We start from the raw sequence: 16807 nt of genomic DNA, 5'->3' as shown, positions 1-16807 counted from the left end.
CCCTTACTTACACAGTAGGCGATGGAGACGGGTTAAGGAAAATGCCTCGGCTCAGAGTCGGTCGTTCACATAACGCTTCAAGGCCAGCGCATTGTGAGCGGCATGGGCTTCCTCATCGTTGTTGAAGTAGGCGTAGACGTCGTAGCCGTCCTGTAGCAGGGCCGTGACCCGGTCCGCCTCCGCGGTGAGAAACTGAGAAGAGTAACTGCCGGTATAGTGTTCGCCGTGGAAGCGTAGATAGGTCCAGTCCGCGGTTACCTCGCGCGGATGCTCCTCGATCATGTCGTGGATGCATAGCGCTGCTCCATGCTCACGCAGCACCCCGAAGACGTCGTCATTGAGCCACAGCGGATCACGAAACTCGAAGGTCCAGCGGATCTGGCTCGGCGCCTCGGCGAGGAAGTGCTCCAGGCGCTGGGGCTGCGGCTGCCATTTCGGCGGCAGCTGCACCAGCACCGGCCCCAGGTGCCCCTTTAGCTGCCGGGCAGCATCGAGAAAGGTCGCAATGCTCTGTCCCGGATCCTTGAGACGTTTGATATGGCTGCCGTAGCGGCTGAACTTGAGCGCATATTCGAATCCTTCCGGCGCCGACTCCCGCCAGTTGTCGAAGGTCTCGCCCTTCGGCAGATTGTAGAAGGTATTGTTGATCTCCACCGTATCGAAACGCTCGGCGTAGTAGTCGAACCATGCCCTCTGCGGCAGCTCGGCGGGATAGAAGCGCTCCTTCCAGTGCCGGTACTGATAGCCGGACGTGCCGATCCGCAAACGGCCACTCCGTTGCTTCCTTGACGTCGCTTGTCTCGCCATGGGTCACCTCCTGTCAGTCGGCCTATCCACTGCCGTTGGGCAAGATCGGCCGGCTTCGGTTCATGGCGATGGCTCTCGTCCTCCCTCCCCCGTCCCCTGACGAGCCAGGCGCTTTTCCGAGGTGCGGACCCAGCCGGCATGCTCGCGGGAGACGTGCTCTTCCACGCGCTCGGCCAGCAGCCGCAATGCCTCGGCGCGCTCCAGCTCACGGTAAGGACCCGCGCCGGCGAGCAGGAGGTATTTCTCGTGCTTGAGATGTTCGGCGGTCGAGCGGTACTGAAGCCATAGCGTGCCGAACTGGTTGATCTGTTCGGTAGCTTCGAGCACCGCTATCAAGGCACCTAGCGAGGCCGTCAGCCAGCGCGCCAAGGGCAGGTCGGCCAAGGAAATCACCGGAATGGAGGCGGCAAACGCCACCTGCACCAGGCGCAGTCCCTTGTGCCAGCGCTGGCAGCTTCTGCTGCGGCGACCGTACCAGGCGAGTTGGTCCTCCAGACGGCGCCATTCCGCGCGCTGACGCAAGACGTCGTCCGGCGCTATGCCGTCGGGGGTCGGGGAATCGCTGCGATCAGCGGGCGCGGCGTCGTCCACATCGCTCTCCGGCGGCAATTGGCCGTGTGCGGGTATGGGGTACGGCTTGATCTTCTTCGCATAAATAAATATAGCAGTTCGGCCCCTCCCCACATGGAGCCCCTGCGCCTCTGGTGCAATACTACGGATACGCCACTCGAAGTATGCCCTCGACAAGTCAGCACATGCCCTGCCTCGACCATGTCGCCGACAGGGCCCACCACCAATGGGGGAGGCAGGCATGGAGGCGTCGATACCACGTACCACGCGAATCCTTGCGGTGCTCCTGCTGAGCCTCTTCACGCTCGGCGGCTGTCAGAATCTCAGCACCTGCGAAGGGGCCAGCACCGGCCTCGGCGCCCTCCTCGGCGGCGTGATCGGCTCGCAGATCGGAGACGGCTCCGGGCGAACCGCCGCCATGGTGATCGGTGCCTCGATGGGCGGCCTCATCGGCCGCGAGATCGGTACCCGGTTTACCTGCGAGGACCGCCAGACGATGGGGGCGGTGCTCGATCGTACCCCCGACGGCGAATCACAGAGCTGGCGCAACGCGAATACCGGCAGCGAGTACACGGTGACGCCCCAGGAGACCTTCCAGCAGGGCGACCAGCAATGTCGCCACTTCGATATGGAGGTCGTGGTCGACGGCGAGCGACGTCGCACCGATGGCACGGCCTGCCGACGACCGGACGATCAGGCGTGGACGACGGTCTAATCATGGCTAACGTTAACGAGGGCCAGCGCCGGTTCAGAGGGTATCTTGCCTGGCTGCTTACCGCGGCGCTCGCTGTCTCGCCGGTCTTGCAGGCATCGACGACCGGCGACTATGACGACTACCAACCGCCCTCCCGGGACGGGGGTGGCGGCGACAACGACTGGCGGGTACCGGCCATCGTGGCGGGCGCCGCGGCGCTGGTTCTGGTCGGGAGCTGGCTGCACCGGCGCAGCGAGGCCGCGCAACGGTCGACCGAGGACGATGGCGACGTGATCGATCGGCTGCAACGCAACGGTCCGGAGTTTGCCCCCCAGTACAATACCAGCGCGTTCGCCGCTGTCGGCGTGGTACGTGGCGATTGGCCGTTCGTGCTGGACTTCGCCCATGAGCAGCCGGTCATCGTCACGCTGCGCATCAGCGCCCAGGATGTCCCGGAGATATACACGCTGCGCATCCCCTTCGCTGCGGACGACGTGGGTCGGCATCTCCTCCAGTTCCGGCTTCCGTCCGCATTCGGCGACAGCGAACGCCCTGCCGCCATTGCCGTGACCGCGACCGATATGAGCGGGGAACGCACGGTGTCCTCGTTTCGCGTCTACGCGCTGGGTTGCGGCCCCCGGGCGGTGGGCTCGGTGGCCATCGAAGAGGTATCGTTCCTGCCACGCCGGATCCGCACTCAAGCGAGTGAGCAGGCCTCCTATCGTTTCTTCTCGCATTCCGAGTTTCCCCAGGCGGTGGCGGAGATCATGCGCGTGGAGCCGGCCGATGACGGCGAGCGCCAATTCTTCGTCAACGAGGAACCCATCGACGGCGGTGTGGCCGCCGGACGCAGCATCGATCCGCAGCAGTGGGATGGCCGCGACGAGAGCCAAAGCGTCTCTACGGGCACGCATCGTCTCAAGGTTCGCGCCTGGGCGCCGACCGGAGGGTGGGTCACGGCATGGTCGGACTCCCAAGTGAGCGTGGCACCGTAAGGCGCTCGCACTAGTCGCCCGGGTCGGCCGCGAGTTGCCGCCATATCACCGCCGACAGTGCCTCCACCTCGCCAAACGCCGTCAATCGGCTGCCGGTCAGGACCTCCTGTCGCCGAACCGGCCGGGACGGTGGCGCGCCGAGCGCGGGCCATTGCCAGAGCGTGGCGCGGTCGTCGGTGGCGACCAGCAGCCGAATCGCCGATGGTCCGAAATCGCTGTCGATGGCGAAGGAGGAACGGCCCGCACCATGCAGCGCCGGTGTCAACGGATGGCCGCCGACCGCGTCCCAGAGTCGTATGCTCCCGTCGCTCTGCCAGGTCAGCACGCGTTCCCCGTCGCGGGCGAACGCCGCGCCGACGACGTTGCCCTGGTGGGCCAGGTTCGCCAGGTGAGTGGCGGCGGCAAGGTCCCAGATGCGCACGCTGTCGCCGCCCCAACTCAGGATCCGCTGCGTGCCGGCATGCAGCCGCGCGCCACGGACATCATCGTGATGCAGGGAGACGCTGGCAGTGCGGCGGTCCTGCCACGACAGGGTGACACCGCCGTCATCGGTGGCGACCAGCAGGCGTTCGCCCGCGGCGTCGATGCCGGCACTGCGAATGAGCGGCCCGTCGGAGAAGGCCCACAGCGACACCGGCTCGCGTGCCTCGACGTCCCACAAGCGCAGGCGCCGGTCCTCGCCCCAGGTCAGCAATCGGGAGCCGTCGTCGTCGAAGGCCGCGCCGCGCAGGCGACACTCCGCGTCCCCGTCCGCCTCGCCACCATGCTCGAGCGGCACGACACGCGCCATGCCGACTCGCCACAACCACGCGGTGCACCCCTGCTCGCCCCAGAACAGCAAGCGATCGGATCCGGAGTTCCACACCACGTCCGCCACGGGAGCGTCGCCGGCGGTAGCGCCCGGTGCCGCCAGCGCCTGGAAGGCAGCCTCCTCCCAGCTCCAGATGCGCACATCGCCGCTCGGTCCGGCGGTCAGCAGGCGGTGACCGTCGGGGGCGAAGGCGGCACGCACGATGCCCCGGTCCAGCAGCCAACGCTCCACCGTGCCGTCGTTCGGTGACCAGGCGTGAACGTAGCCGTCGAGCGTGACGGCCTGAATCCGCGCCTCGCCCGGCACGAGCGCGGCATCGAGCACGGCCGTCGGGAACTCGATGGCCGCCGCGGCCGTCGGGGCGTGCACCCGCCACAGACGCAGGCTGCCGTTTCCCGCCCAGGAGAGCACGCGCTGCCCGTCATCGCTGGCCATCGCGCCCATCACCGCGGCCGGATGCCGCAGCGGCAGGCCCAGAAGGTTGCCGGTAATGCTCGCCCATAGTCGTGCCTCGCTACCGCCCCAGGTGACCAGGAGGCCCTCGTCCGCCCCGAAGCTGGCGCCCGTCACGGGGCCGGCGAGGGTGGCCACGGCCTGGCCGGTCGTGCTGTGCCATAAGCGTGCCGGGCCATTGTTGGGGCTCCAGGTGACGAAACGGGCTCTCCCGATCGCGGGCGGGGCGAGCTCCTCCGCATGGCGTATGACGGGGCCGACCGGGAGCTGCGCCTCGGGATCCCACAGCCGGGCGGTCCCGCAGGCCCCATGGTTCCAGACGAGCAGGCGAGCGGTAGCGACGAGAAACTGCGCGCCGATGGCCCGGCCGCTACAGCGTCCCCCCTCCGCCGGCGCCAGGGTGACGTCATCCAGGGCCGGCAGCCACAGCCGACCGTCGCGGCTCCAGAGCGCTACGTCCCGCTCCCTCGCACCCAGTGCCCCGCCGATGATCTCGCCAGCGCCGCGATAGCGTGCCGCCACCGTGGCGGTATCCAGGTGCCAGAGCACCGCTTCGCCGTCACGGGTCCAGAACAGGAGTCGCGCGCCCTGCGGGGAAAAGGCGACGCCGTCCACGCCCGCGGCATGCGGCAAGGCGCCGAGGCGCTCACCATGCGCGAGGTCCCATACCCAGGCCTCACCGCCGCGGTGTACGCTCACCGCCGTGGCTTCATCGGCCCCGCCGATCCAGAGGCGTTCCACCGCCGGCGGCGTCTCGATCAGCAGGGCACCGCTGCGACGATCGCGGATCTCGGCGCGGTGGTCCTCGCCATAGACGACGATCCGCGTGTGCCAGGGCATGCCCGCCGGCGAGACCGTCTGCACGAGGCGCCGCCCCCGCGGGAGCGTGGGCTCCGCCGCACCATCGCCCACGGACCAGGCACGACCGCTGCCGTCGCTGCCCCACAGCCGCACGGTCTCCCCCGCCGCCTCGAAGGCGGCCGTCACCAGGCCGGGGCCGGTATCCGCCGCGGCGGCGAGTTGCAGACCATGACCCACCCGGTTAGCGGCCCAGTAGGCGCTCGCCGCCCGCCCCGGGTCCACCGCCAACTCCGCGGCGCGCATGAAGTGATGGCTCGCCTTGAGAGGGCTATCGTCCCGATCGCGGGCGCGCACGCCGTTGACCCAATGCAGGTCGGCCAGGCCCTGGCGCGTGATCTGCTCCTGCTGGTGTAACGACCAGGCGAACCACGAGAGCCCGATGACGCCGCACAGCAGCGTCAGCCCCGTGGCCGCGATCCAGCGTCGCTTGACCCGTTCCCGCCGACGCGACTCGGCGAACTCGGCATCGCGTTGCTCGCGGCACGCCTGCAGATAGCGGCGCTCGATGTCGGCGAACAGGACGAGGCTTTCGTCCGCGAGCGCCTCCGCCATGTCCAGGCGGCTACCGCGATGAACCAGCAACTCGGCGGGGCGTCCGCCGTCCTCCCACTCGGAGGCGGCGCGATGAAGGCCATCGCGAATCCGCAGCGCCTCACGATCGGCCTCCAGCCACTGATTGAGCCGATGCCAGACCCGGAACAGCGATTCATGGGCCACCTCCAGCGTGCGCGCGCCATCGTGGCTACCGGCGATCAACAGTCGCGCCTTGACGAAACGCTCCAGCAGCGGATGACTCGCGGCGGGCAGGTCCTCCCAACGCCTCATCTGCCGTGTGTAACGGCCCTCGTCGTCGAGACGCACCAGCGTGAGCAAGGCGGCGCGCAGCGCCTGTTCCTGTTCCGGGGTGAGCGCGGCGGCGGTGAGCACCGCTTCGGCGGCTCGCGCCACCGAGCCGTGCAACCCGCCGAGCCGGTCGCGGTATTCGGCCAGGGTCAGCCGTCCGTCGTCCCCGCCCTGCTCCCACAGTTCGCGCAGCGTGAAGGCGAGCAGCGGCAGCGCGTCCTCGGTGGCGGTGTCCGCGACCATCGCCCCGACCAGACCGGTCTCGAGCTCGAGCCCCGCGAGCTCCGCCGGCCCCTCGATCACCGCAGCGAAACCACCCACCGACAGGGGCTCCACGGTCAGTGGTTCGAGGGGGACGTCGCGCCAGGCGGGGTGCTCCTGGAGGGCACCGAGGAAGTCGGAGCGCAGGGTGGCGATCACGAGGATGGGGACGTCGGAGCTGTGCAGGGCGGGGCGCAGCACTCGCATGAACTGCTCGGCCTGGACCGAGTTCGTCAGCAGCTCTTCGAGCTGGTCGACGATCAGCACCAGGGCCACGTGCTCCCTGCCGGGCAGCATCCGCAGCTCGCGGTGCACCGTCGGCAGCCACTGGGCCGCCGACTCGGCAGGCGACGTCATCGCCGGAATGCGCTCGGTCGACACGCCTTCGGCGGCGAGTCCCCGCGCAAGCTGCGTCGAGAATTCGTCGAAGGGACGCTCACGGGGACGGATGGGGCCGATAACCGCCCATGTCTCGGGAGCGGTTCGCAGTCGCGGCACGATCCCGGCACGCACGAGCGAGGACTTGCCGCTGCCCGAGGCCCCCAGGAACAGCAGCAGACGCGGTCCACCGAAGCGCCGTCTCTGGTGGAGACGGTCCAGGGCCTGCTGGATTTCGGCATCGCGACCGAAGAAGATGGCCGCATCCGCCTCCTCGAAGACCAGCAGGCCGGGATAGGGCGGACGGCGGCGATCCCAGTCGAACACGCTCGCCAGCCCCTGACGCAGCCGCTTGTAGCCCGTCTCCGGGTCCTTGACCAGATCGATCACCTGCAGCTCGGCGAGCTGGGGCCGCAGGGTGCAGCAGGCGATGCGGACCGGAAAAATCCGCTTGCCGAGGGCGCGGGCATGGCTCATCTCGGCGAGACACCAGCATGAGGTCATGGAGTGCTCGCTGCACAGCACGATCATCGCCTGGCAGGTACGGAGATTGCGGTAGAGCTCGCGCTCCCAGTCGCGCCCGGCCGGAATGCCATGTTCGACGTCGAAGTCGAGGAACAGCGAGTGATGCCCGTGCCGTTCCAGCCACTCGGCCATCTCGCGTGCCGCCGTGCTATCGGCACTGCTGTGGCTGATGAAAAGCGTGCTCATCGCCAATGCCCGTATCGCGCGCAGGGGAAGGAAGGCCTGATTTCAGTGCGCCCTCCCTTCAGCGTAATCGCTCGGCTGCAATATTCCTCATGCGACTCACGGAAGCCGCCGTCATGCCGGGGTTCACACCCATCGGTCTCGGCGCGAGCGTGCCAGCCACCCCCCGGCGATGGTGAAGGCCGCCACGTAGCAGACGCCACCCGCCGCCAGGGTCGCGCTCTGGCCGAAGTGGACGGAGACCAGCGGCGCCAGCGAGGCCCCCAGTACCGAGGCGAAGCCGTTGATGCCCCATGCCCAGGGAATCCAGCGCTCCTGCCCGGCAAGCTGGCGCAGGGCCCACGGAAAGGGCCGGCCCATGGCCCACGCCAGGGGCAGAAGCAGCGCGACCAACAGCGCGGCGCGCAGCGGAAAGGCCGGGATACTCAGGGCGTGAACGGCCAGGAACGGCACCAATGCCAGGGCGAGGCCAACGCCCACGGCGGCATAGACCCGCACCAGGCTGACACGACTGGCGGCTTCCGGGGTCATGGCGCTGCCGAGGCCGGAACCGATCAGGAAGGTGGCGAAGACCAGCGAGGCGGCGAGCACCGGCTCGCCCAGGTACAGGATCAGGCGCTGGAACAGCACCAGCTCGACGAGGATGTAGCCCAGGCCGAGCGCGGTGAAGTAGCCCGCGACCGACAGTCGGCTGAAGGGCCGTTCGATGCCCGGCAGTCGGCCCAGCGGCGCGAGGATCAGCAGGAAGGCCAGGACGGCGGCGACCACGGTGGCCACCACCGACAGGATCAGCGTCCAGTCGAGATAGCTCCAGCCGCGCCCGCCCAGATCGCGGACGAGCCGCGGCGCCTGCTCCCATTCCAGGGAGCGCCAGGGATAGGGGCGGTCGAGTCCGGCCGGAGCGGTATGGAACAGGCGCGCCTCCGGCGGCAGCGGCTGCCCCGCGAACAGTGGGCGGGCGATGTCGTAAAAGACCGGTGAGTCCAGCCGGTGATAGCGGTTGGTACGCTCGCGCGCCAGTCCCGGCAACCAGGCGGTGTCGAAGCGCCACCGTTCGGCGAATTCCCGTAGCGCGGTGATATCCGCTGCGGCCAGCGGTTGCGGCGAGGCGAGGACCAGTGCTGCCTGCAGCCCCCGCAGCACGGCCACCTGCTCGCCCGGCTCGGCCGCCCCCTGGTGACGCAGGGCCCGATCCAGCGTGGCCATCACTCGCGGATAATGGCGGGGCGGATCGTCGAGTGGCAGCGGGATGGCGAGCAGGCCATCGGGGGTCAGCCGCGTCAGGGCCAGCGCCAGGCCGGCCACGGTGAGCGCATAATCCTCGGTGGCGGCATCGCCACCCTCCCAGGCGCGGTCGAAGGTGATGAGTGCATAGACACCGGTAGCGGTGACCAGATGGCGCCAGACGCCATCCTCGAGCAGTGTCAGACCGGCCGCGGAGGCGCCCCGCTCCCGGGCAATATCGAGGATCCGGCCATCGGGCTCCACCCAGGTAATGGCCTGTTCGCGTGCCGCGGCAGGAGTCTGCCAGGCGCCGCTGCCCAGCACCAGCACCCGGCCATCAGGGCGCAATTGCAACGGTAGCCCGGCCAGCGAGGCGCGCAGGTGGTCCGCGGGGGCTGGCCAGCGGCGCGGCAGGGGCACGACCTGGTCGCTGCCGATCACCGCTACGTCCACCGACGGCACGCTCTCGGTCCAGCCCAGGCTCAGGCCCGGCGCGAAGCGCAGGCTGTCGGCGCGGAACAGGGTGAGCTGGCCGGGCAGACCGGGACGCACCGCCAGGGTTTCGACAGCGGGCAGTTCCCGGATCCGGGACAGGGCCTTGAAATCCGACACCGCGGGTGGCGGCGGACGCGCGACGGCAACCACCGCCAGCACCAGTCCCAGGGCACACATCGCGCCCCCACCCCGCCGCCCGCGGGCGAACGCCAGCACACCGCCCAACGCGAAGAGCAGTGCGGCGATCACCGCCAGGGCGGTGGCTTCGGGGACGATCACCAGCAGCGCCGCGGCTCCCAGGCTGCCCACTCCGCTGCCGAGCAGGTTGGCCGCGTACAGCACCCGGGTGCGATCGGGCCAGCGCAGGAAGACCTGGCCGATGGCCAGGCCGGCACCATAGAAGGGCACGAAGGCGACGAAGTCGACCAGCAGCAGACGCGCGAGTTCTGCCGCGTTCCAGCCGGCAAATACCGGCCGCAGCGCGACCCGCGACTGCAACACGAGCACCAGCAGGAAACCGGCGCCGGTCACCACCAGCCCCATGAGGAACCAGTCGTCGCCACGGCTGAACCGGTAACGGCCGGCCAGCGCCAGGGTGGTTCCCGCCGCCCCCAGGCCCAGCAATGCCAGGGATATCGCCAGCCCGGCGAAGTGGTACCAGTGGCTGAACTCGAACAGCCGCAGCAGCACGACCTCCAGCGCCAGCAAGGCGGCGGAGACACCGGCCAGCGCCAGCAGATCGAGTCGTCCCGGAGCCCTCATCATCGCCGATCAGTGGTCGCCGGTGAGTGGCACGAAGCGTACCGATGCCAGGTTGCGGGTACTCACCTCATCATCGGCATTCTTTTCCACCAGCAGCAGGTTCTGGACCCAGCCCATTTGCGCCACCGGGATCACCATGTGCCCGCCGGGGCGGAGCTGGGCCACCAGGGGTGGCGGCGTATGGTTCGCCGCCGCCGTGACGACGATGGCATCGAAGGGGGCGCGCGCCTCGTGGCCGTAATAGCCATCACCGTGCAGCACGGTGATATTGGTATAGCCCATTTGCTCGAGACGCTTGGCGGCGCTTTCGGCCAACTCCGCGATGATCTCGATGGTAACGACCTCGTCGACGAGCTCGGCGAGGATGGCCGCCTGATAGCCGGACCCCGTGCCCACTTCCAGAACGCGGTCATCGGGCTCCAGGGCCAACCTTTCGGTCATGAAACCAACCATGTAAGGCTGAGAAATTGTCTGGCCGTGACCGATGGGCTGAGGGGAATCCTGATAGGCGCTCTCCGGGTCCACCATGGGGGCGAAGCGATGGCGCGGCACGCGGCGCAAGGCCTCGAGCACCGCGTCGTCGGACACATCCCGGGCCTCGATCTGGTCGCGTACCATCTCCGCCCTGAGGCCCTCGAACTCGTCGCCCTCGAAGGCCGGACGCTGAGCCGTCGTCCCGTCGCGGGCAGCGTCCAGCAGCACCTTGACATCCTGTGCAGCAGCCGGCGCGCCTACGAGCGCCGCTGCCAGCAGCACGGCGCGAAACCAATCGGTTGCCGGATCTGCCTGGGTCATTGCCGCCTCCCTTAGAGGGTGTTTACAAATGTGACGAGCGATGGTCAGGCAAGGCGAAATCAGCCGAAAAAAGGACCGGGCTCGCGCACGAGTTTACGAGGTTGTAAATGAGCATTTTAAGGCTGATTTCAACGCAGTATGGCCGAGCGCAGTAGTTTGTAAACACCCTCTCAACGGCACCGGAATTAACAGGATAGGACAGGGCTGGCGCGGGGTGCGAGGCGCTTTGAAAACAATACCGCCGACACTATGGTCAAAAGAGACACTATCGCTTGGCGAGAGACTCATGAGACAAAAGGACACGCGGCAGCCGGAGAAGCAGCGAGACTCCTCGAAGCAGAGATGGACCGCCCCGGATCCCCATCAGGACTTCCAGAAACCCCCACGTCAGCAGTGGATGATATTCGTCTGGATCTCGATGGGGATCCTGCTCATGTTCTACTACGCCGACACCCTCCAGCAGCCACAGCGCACCCAACTCACCTACTCCGAATTCCTGACCGCCGTGGAAGAAGGCCATGTGGAGCGGGTCACGCTGCGTGGTCAGGAGGTAAACGGCGTACTCACCGAGGCTGGCCGCAACGCGCTGGAGGCCGGCGAAGCAAAAACCTTCGAGACCACACGCCCGGCCATGGGGGATGAGCGGCTGCTCCAGCGACTCGAGGAGAATGGCGTCAACATCACCGCCCAGCCGACCGAGCCGCCCTGGTGGCAGCGACTCCTGGTGGGCGCACTGCCCTGGATCCTGATACTGGGACTGCTGTTCTGGTTCTGGAACCGCATGCAGCAGCGGATGATGTCGGGTGGCGGCCCGTTCGGCGTCGGTCAGTCGAAGGCCAAGAAGATCCAACGCGAGGACACCAGCGTGCGCATGGAGGACGTGGCCGGGTCGGAGAACGCCAAACAGGAGATCACCGAGGTGGTGGAATTCCTCAAGAACCCGGCACATTTCCGCCAGCTCGGTGCCAGGATCCCGCGCGGGATTCTGATGATGGGTCCCCCGGGCACCGGCAAGACACTGATGGCCCGTGCCGTGGCCGGCGAGGCCGGCGTGCCCTTCTTCAGTATCAGCGGTTCCGAGTTCATCGAGATGTTCGTCGGCGTCGGTGCCTCCCGCGTGCGTGATCTTTTCAAGCAGGCCAGGGAGGAGGCACCCGCCGTGATCTTCATCGATGAACTCGATGCCATAGGCCGCTCGCGTGGCGCCGGCATGGGCGGCGGTCACGACGAGCGCGAACAGACGCTGAACCAGATCCTCTCGGAGATGGACGGCTTCACGGTGGAAGAGTCGGTGGTGGTGCTGGCCGCCACCAACCGCCCCGACGTACTCGACCCGGCGTTGCTGCGTCCCGGCCGTTTCGACCGCAAGATCACCCTCGACAGACCCCATCGTGAGGCCCGCCGCGACATCCTGCGAGTACACACGGCGAAAATACCGCTGGCCGACGACGTCGACCTCGAGCGCCTGGCCAAGATCACCATCGGCTTCTCCGGCGCGGATCTCTCCAACCTGGCGAACGAGGCGGCGCTGCTTGCCGGGCGGCGCAAGCAGCAGGAGGTGGACTGGTCCTGTTTCACCGACGCCCGCGACCGCATCATGCTGGGTGAAGCCCGGGAGACGGCGCTCTCGGAACGCGAGCGGCACATCGTGGCCTATCATGAGTCCGGCCACACGCTGCTGGCCTATCTGCTGCCCAACGCCGACCCCCTGGAGAAGGTCACGGTGATCCCGCGCGGTCGTGCCCTGGGGGTGACCGCTCAGGTGCCGGACGAGGAGCGCTACAACTACAACGAGTCCTACCTGCGCGATCGGATCGCGGTGATGTTCGGCGGCCGCCTGGCCGAATCGATCGTGTTCGGCGAGGTCAGCAGTGGCGCGGAGGACGACCTCCGGCAAGCCACGCAATTGGCCCGGCGGATGGTCGCGCACTGGGGGATGAGCAAGCGCATCGGGCCCGCCGCCTTCCCGCAGAGCGAGCAGCACGTCTTCCTGGGCAAGGAAATCGGCCAGGGCCGCGAGCACAGCGAAACCACGGCCACCGTCATCGACGAGGAGATTCGCCAACTGCTCGAGGACATCGAGGCCCATGGCCGCGAGCTGCTCGAGCGCAACCGCGACCGCCTGGACACCCTGGCCCAGGCCCTGGAAGAGCGGGAAACCCTGGAGGTCGACGAGATCCTGGAACTACTGAAGAAACCGCCGCAACGGCTGACCCGCTAGCGGCTCCTGCGGCGTCAATCGTCGTCCTGCTCATCCCAAGCGGGCGCCGTGCGCTCGGCCTGTTCTGCACGAACGTCATCGATGACGGCCATCAGGTCCCCGACATCGACGCTGGTAGTGTCATGTTCGAAATAGCCGGTAAGGGGGCTGTCGGGGTGCAATTTGCCTCCCTCGTAGAGCGCCCAGATCTCCTTGCCGTAATCGGTGGTCAACAGTTCCGGGGCAAAGCGGCCGAAATAGGCGCGCATATTATCGACATCGCGCTCCAGCATCATGGCGGCGTTGTTATTGCCGGCCGCATCCACCGCCTGGGGCAGATCGATGATCACCGGCCCGTGACGGTCCACCAGCACGTTGAACTCGGAAAGGTCGCCATGCACCAGGCCGGCACACAGCATGCGTACGACATCGGCCATCACCTGGGCATGATAATCGCGGGCCTGTTCCGCACTCAGGATGACGTCATCCAGCCGCGGCGCGGCGTACCCCTCGTCATCGGCCACCAGTTCCATCAGCAGCACCCCATCGACGAAACCATATGGCCGAGGGACGCGCACGCCGGCCGACGCCAGCCGGTACAGCGCATCGACCTCGGCGTTCAGCCAGGCCTGCTCCTGTTCTTTCTGGCCGTAGCGGGTCTTCTTCGACATCGCCCGGGCACGGCGGCTGTTGCGCTCCTTGCGCCCTTCCTGGTACTGCACCGCCTGCTTGAAACTGCGCTGCCTGGCTTCCTTGAAGACCTTGGCACAACGCAGGCCGTCGCCGCAGCGCACCACATACACCTGCGCTTCCTTGCCGCTCATCAACTGGGCGATGACCTCGTCGATCATGCCGTCGTCGACCAGCGGTTGTAATCTCTTGGGTACTTTCATGGTTCTTGGTAATCAGCCCTCTCTAGGCATGAGTAATGTGCTGGCCTTTTCAGATGATCCGGCGGGCGCGAAACGAGCGCCCCTTGAGCTTCCCTTCACTCAGCTTCTGCAGCGCGGTCTTGGCCACGTCGCGGTGGACGGCGACATAGGCGCTGCGCTCCTGCACCTTGATCTTGCCCACCTGATCGCCGTTGAGCCCACCGTCCCCGGTCAGGGCGCCGAGGATATCGCCGGGACGCACCTTGTGTTTCCTGCCACCGTCGAGTTGCAGCGTCGTCATGCGCGGGGAAAACGGTGCCTGCTCGGGGCCGCGGCCGGACGGCAGCGGCGCGGCCTCGAGTTCCTGGCCGAGAAACTCGGCGAGCCGCGCCAGCCGATAGGCTTCCTGCTCGGTGATCAGGGTATAGGCCACGCCCGTGCTGCCTGCCCGGCCGGTGCGTCCGATGCGATGTACATGCACCTCGAGATCGCGCGCGATCTGATAGTTGAACACCGCGTCGAGCGCGTCGATATCCAGCCCACGCGCCGCCACGTCGGTCGCCACCAGGATCGAAGCGCTCTTGTTGGCGAACGTCACCAGGGTCCGGTCGCGGTCACGCTGCTCGAGGTCGCCATGCAGCGCCAGGGCACTGAAGCCGTGCTCGCCCAGGGCATCGGCGATGTCCTGGGTCTCGCGCTTGGTGTTGCAGAATACCACGCTGGACTCGGGGCGATACGTCAGCAGCAACCGGCGCAGCGCTTCGAACCGCGCCGGCTCGTCCGTCACCCGATAAAAGTGCTGACGAATGCTGGAACTGTCGTGGGTCGCGGCGACCTCCACCGTCACCGGCTCGTGCATCAGGCGCTCGGCGATCGGGCGGATGCCCTCGGCATAGGTGGCACTGAACAACAGGGTCTGACGAGTGGACGGCGTCTCGCCGATGATCGCCTCCAGCGCAGCCTGGAAGCCCATGTCGAGCATGCGGTCGGCCTCATCCAGCACCAGGGTGGTGAGCGCAGCCAGGCTCAGCGAGCCCTTGCGCAGATGCTCCTCCACCCGGCCCGGGGTGCCGACGATGACATGCGCGCCATGCTCCAGCGAGCCGAGCTGCGGGCCAAAGGGGGCGCCACCACACAGGGTCAGCACCTTGACGTTGGCCAGGGTGCGCGCCAGCCGCCGCAGCTCCCCGGCCACCTGATCCGCCAGTTCACGGGTCGGGCACAGCACCAGCGCCTGCACGCGGAAACGTGCCACCTCGAGCCGCGACAACAGGCCGAGACCGAAGGCCGCCGTCTTGCCCGAGCCGGTCATGGCCTGGGCGATGACGTCCCGGCCCGCCAGCATCGCGGGTAGGCTCTCGGTCTGGATCGGGGTCATGGCGTGATAGCCAAGCGACTCCAGATTGCTCAGCAACTCCGGCGCCAGCGGCAGGGAGGCAAAAGTGGCATCGGGCACGGAGTCAGACACGGTGGCGGTCCTGTAACGAGAGAGTGGCGGTGTGGCAAACGGGTGAAATACGGGGCCGAGACAGGCGCCGGGGAGCGGAGGTCGTGAAGGGCCAGAGAATAAAGGCGAGAAGAATAACAGAGACGGGCCGGAGATGCCCGCCACACGGACATGTTTCCCGGCAAATAACCCTGTTCCCGATTTCGGTTGTTGAGTAAAATTCATCCTTCGATGATGACGCAACGGGACACCAAGATGGGCAGGGCCTTCCAGAACCGCAAGGAATCCATGGCCAAGACGGCCGCCGCCAAAACCAAGGTCTACAGCAAGTACGGCCGCGAGATCTATGTGTGCGCCAAGTCGGGCGGTGTCGATCCGGACGGCAACCTGGCGTTGCGCGGCCTGATCGACCGCGCCAAGAAGGATCAGGTGCCCTCGCACGTGATCGAGAAGGCGCTGGACAAGGCCAAGGGCGCCGGCGGCGAGGATTTCTCCCCGGCCCGCTACGAAGGCTTCGGTCCCGGCAACTGCATGGTGATCGTCGACTGCCTGACCGACAATCCCAACCGCACCTTCGGCGACGTGCGCGCTTGTTTCACCAAGACCAAGTGCAAGATCGGCACGCCTGGCAGCGTCAGCCACATGTTCGACCACTGCGCCATCCTCGCCTTCAACGGCGAGGACGAAGACGCCACGCTCGAGGCGCTGATGGAAGCCGACGTGGATGTCACCGACATCGAGAACGAAGACGGCATACTCACCGTATTCGCCCCCCACACCGAGCATTTCAAGGCCAAGCAGGCCCTGATCGACGCCTTCGGTGAACTCGACTTCGAGGTCGACGAGATCCAGTTCCTGCCACAGACCACCACGCCGGTCGAAGGCGACGACGTGACCATGTTCGAGAAATTTCTCGACATGCTCAACGACCTGGACGACGTGCAGAACGTCTATCACAACGCCGAGCCGGCAAACTAGCCTACGTGCCTCGGCTCAAGGCCATCACGACAAAGGGGGGCGAAATGCCCCCCTTCGCGTCTTCTGGCATGGCGTAACTGCCGTCAGGCCGTTGTCCTGCCGCCATGGCTCTTCATGTCGATGAGCGTCCAGACGGCATCGGCGCCTATCAACAGTCCCATGATGACGCTGTTCCATAGCGCAGCCGTCATGCCGGTATACCCCAGTACGAACGGCGCGGCGATCAGCCAGGCACCGAGCAAGAGGCTGATCCATTCCTCCCATGTTTGCGGCTTCATGATCTCGGCGATGGCAAATACGACCACCACCACGCCAACGATCACCGGGTTCCATACCGCCATCTGGGCGCCTGCACCGGCGTATCCGAGCACAAAGGGCGACACGACAAGCCATACACCGAACAGCAACATCAGCCATTCACGCCACTGCTCTTTGAAGTTGACGGATCTCATGCCTCACCTCCCAACCGGCAGTGTCCGGTTGACGTCATTACAGGGGCAACTTGACGGGTTGCCTAATCATATTTAATAGGGACAATTCTCCAATTTTTCAAGGGATTGTCAGCCAACGCCCTGCGCCGCTGCGACACTCTCCCCCAGCCGCCGCCGGGATTTCATCGCTCGACATCGACCACTCCTCACGGTGGGAAGAGA

Annotated in this window: 12 protein-coding genes; 4 read left to right on the top strand and 8 right to left on the bottom strand. The window is 66.9% G+C overall.

The features are described 5' to 3' along the window. Positions 1-51 precede the first annotated feature (51 nt). Positions 52-807, bottom strand: coding sequence for a DUF72 domain-containing protein (locus ACFOEV_RS13015; protein ID WP_386774590.1), 756 nt, complete (start codon positions 805-807; stop codon positions 52-54). A gap of 60 nt (positions 808-867) precedes the next feature. Beyond that, positions 868-1398 (bottom strand): DUF4231 domain-containing protein, encoded by a 531-nt coding sequence (locus ACFOEV_RS13010; protein WP_386774588.1) that lies wholly within the window; start codon positions 1396-1398, stop codon positions 868-870. A gap of 220 nt (positions 1399-1618) precedes the next feature. Here ACFOEV_RS13010 and ACFOEV_RS13005 point away from each other — a divergent pair, with 220 nt between their 5' ends. Together ACFOEV_RS13005 and ACFOEV_RS13000 are read left to right on the top strand one after the other, a co-directional pair. Next, positions 1619-2092 (top strand): RT0821/Lpp0805 family surface protein, encoded by a 474-nt coding sequence (locus tag ACFOEV_RS13005; RefSeq protein ID WP_386774586.1) that lies wholly within the window; start codon positions 1619-1621, stop codon positions 2090-2092. A 2-nt stretch (positions 2093-2094) separates the two neighbouring features. Continuing rightward, positions 2095-3066, top strand: a complete 972-nt coding sequence (locus tag ACFOEV_RS13000) for a hypothetical protein (protein WP_386774584.1) — start codon at positions 2095-2097, stop codon at positions 3064-3066. 10 nt (positions 3067-3076) lie between these two features. Here the strand turns inward: ACFOEV_RS13000 and ACFOEV_RS12995 are convergent, their stop codons facing one another. From ACFOEV_RS12995 to ACFOEV_RS12985, 3 genes are all read right to left on the bottom strand, one after another. Then, positions 3077-7384 carry an nSTAND1 domain-containing NTPase gene (locus ACFOEV_RS12995; RefSeq protein ID WP_386774582.1) on the bottom strand — a complete coding sequence of 1436 codons (4308 nt, stop codon included), beginning with the start codon at positions 7382-7384 and terminating at the stop codon, positions 3077-3079. Between the two features lie 123 nt (positions 7385-7507). Continuing rightward, positions 7508-9865: a hypothetical protein gene (locus tag ACFOEV_RS12990; RefSeq protein ID WP_386774580.1), complete on the bottom strand. Its 2358-nt coding sequence runs from the start codon at positions 9863-9865 to the stop codon at positions 7508-7510. Positions 9866-9871: 6 nt separating this feature from the next. Then, the gene (locus ACFOEV_RS12985; protein WP_386774578.1) at positions 9872-10657 is read right to left on the bottom strand and encodes a protein-L-isoaspartate(D-aspartate) O-methyltransferase; all 786 of its coding nucleotides are present in this window, start codon (positions 10655-10657) and stop codon (positions 9872-9874) included. Positions 10658-10943: 286 nt separating this feature from the next. Between ACFOEV_RS12985 and ftsH the strand changes: the two genes are divergently transcribed. After that, positions 10944-12878 carry an ATP-dependent zinc metalloprotease FtsH gene (gene ftsH / locus ACFOEV_RS12980; RefSeq protein WP_386774576.1) on the top strand — a complete coding sequence of 645 codons (1935 nt, stop codon included), beginning with the start codon at positions 10944-10946 and terminating at the stop codon, positions 12876-12878. 14 nt (positions 12879-12892) lie between these two features. Here the strand turns inward: ftsH and ACFOEV_RS12975 are convergent, their stop codons facing one another. Continuing rightward, on the bottom strand, positions 12893-13750 hold the full coding sequence (locus ACFOEV_RS12975; RefSeq protein ID WP_386774574.1) for a PA4780 family RIO1-like protein kinase: 858 nt from the start codon (positions 13748-13750) through the stop codon (positions 12893-12895). Positions 13751-13799: 49 nt separating this feature from the next. Beyond that, positions 13800-15185: an ATP-dependent RNA helicase DbpA gene (gene dbpA, locus ACFOEV_RS12970; protein WP_386775127.1), complete on the bottom strand. Its 1386-nt coding sequence runs from the start codon at positions 15183-15185 to the stop codon at positions 13800-13802. A 246-nt stretch (positions 15186-15431) separates the two neighbouring features. On the opposite strand from dbpA, the gene ACFOEV_RS12965 reads away from it, so the two are divergent. Continuing rightward, entirely contained in the window at positions 15432-16154 is a 723-nt protein-coding gene (locus tag ACFOEV_RS12965) for a YebC/PmpR family DNA-binding transcriptional regulator (RefSeq protein WP_386774572.1), read from the top strand. Between the two features lie 83 nt (positions 16155-16237). Here the strand turns inward: ACFOEV_RS12965 and ACFOEV_RS12960 are convergent, their stop codons facing one another. Continuing rightward, on the bottom strand, positions 16238-16606 hold the full coding sequence (locus tag ACFOEV_RS12960; RefSeq protein ID WP_386774570.1) for an SPW repeat protein: 369 nt from the start codon (positions 16604-16606) through the stop codon (positions 16238-16240). Positions 16607-16807 lie beyond the last annotated feature (201 nt).

Source organism: Litchfieldella rifensis (assembly GCF_042646605.1).
Taxonomy (GTDB): Bacteria; Pseudomonadota; Gammaproteobacteria; order Pseudomonadales; family Halomonadaceae; genus Litchfieldella; species Litchfieldella rifensis.
This window is presented reverse-complemented; position numbering and strand designations above follow the sequence as displayed.

Bases quoted from the DNA above. Each gene is read 5' to 3' on its own strand.
- ACFOEV_RS12960 (WP_386774570.1), bottom strand. From the start codon at position 16,606: ATGAGATCCGTCAACTTCAAAGAGCAGTGGCGTGAATGGCTGATGTTG.
- ACFOEV_RS12995 (WP_386774582.1), bottom strand. From the start codon at position 7,384: ATGAGCACGCTTTTCATCAGCCACAGCAGTGCCGATAGCACGGCGGCA.
- ACFOEV_RS13005 (WP_386774586.1), top strand. From the start codon at position 1,619: ATGGAGGCGTCGATACCACGTACCACGCGAATCCTTGCGGTGCTCCTG.
- ACFOEV_RS13015 (WP_386774590.1), bottom strand. From the start codon at position 807: ATGGCGAGACAAGCGACGTCAAGGAAGCAACGGAGTGGCCGTTTGCGG.
- ACFOEV_RS13000 (WP_386774584.1), top strand. From the start codon at position 2,095: ATGGCTAACGTTAACGAGGGCCAGCGCCGGTTCAGAGGGTATCTTGCC.
- ACFOEV_RS12975 (WP_386774574.1), bottom strand. From the start codon at position 13,750: ATGAAAGTACCCAAGAGATTACAACCGCTGGTCGACGACGGCATGATC.
- ACFOEV_RS12985 (WP_386774578.1), bottom strand. From the start codon at position 10,657: ATGACCCAGGCAGATCCGGCAACCGATTGGTTTCGCGCCGTGCTGCTG.
- ftsH (WP_386774576.1), top strand. From the start codon at position 10,944: ATGAGACAAAAGGACACGCGGCAGCCGGAGAAGCAGCGAGACTCCTCG.
- ACFOEV_RS12990 (WP_386774580.1), bottom strand. From the start codon at position 9,865: ATGATGAGGGCTCCGGGACGACTCGATCTGCTGGCGCTGGCCGGTGTC.
- ACFOEV_RS12965 (WP_386774572.1), top strand. From the start codon at position 15,432: ATGGGCAGGGCCTTCCAGAACCGCAAGGAATCCATGGCCAAGACGGCC.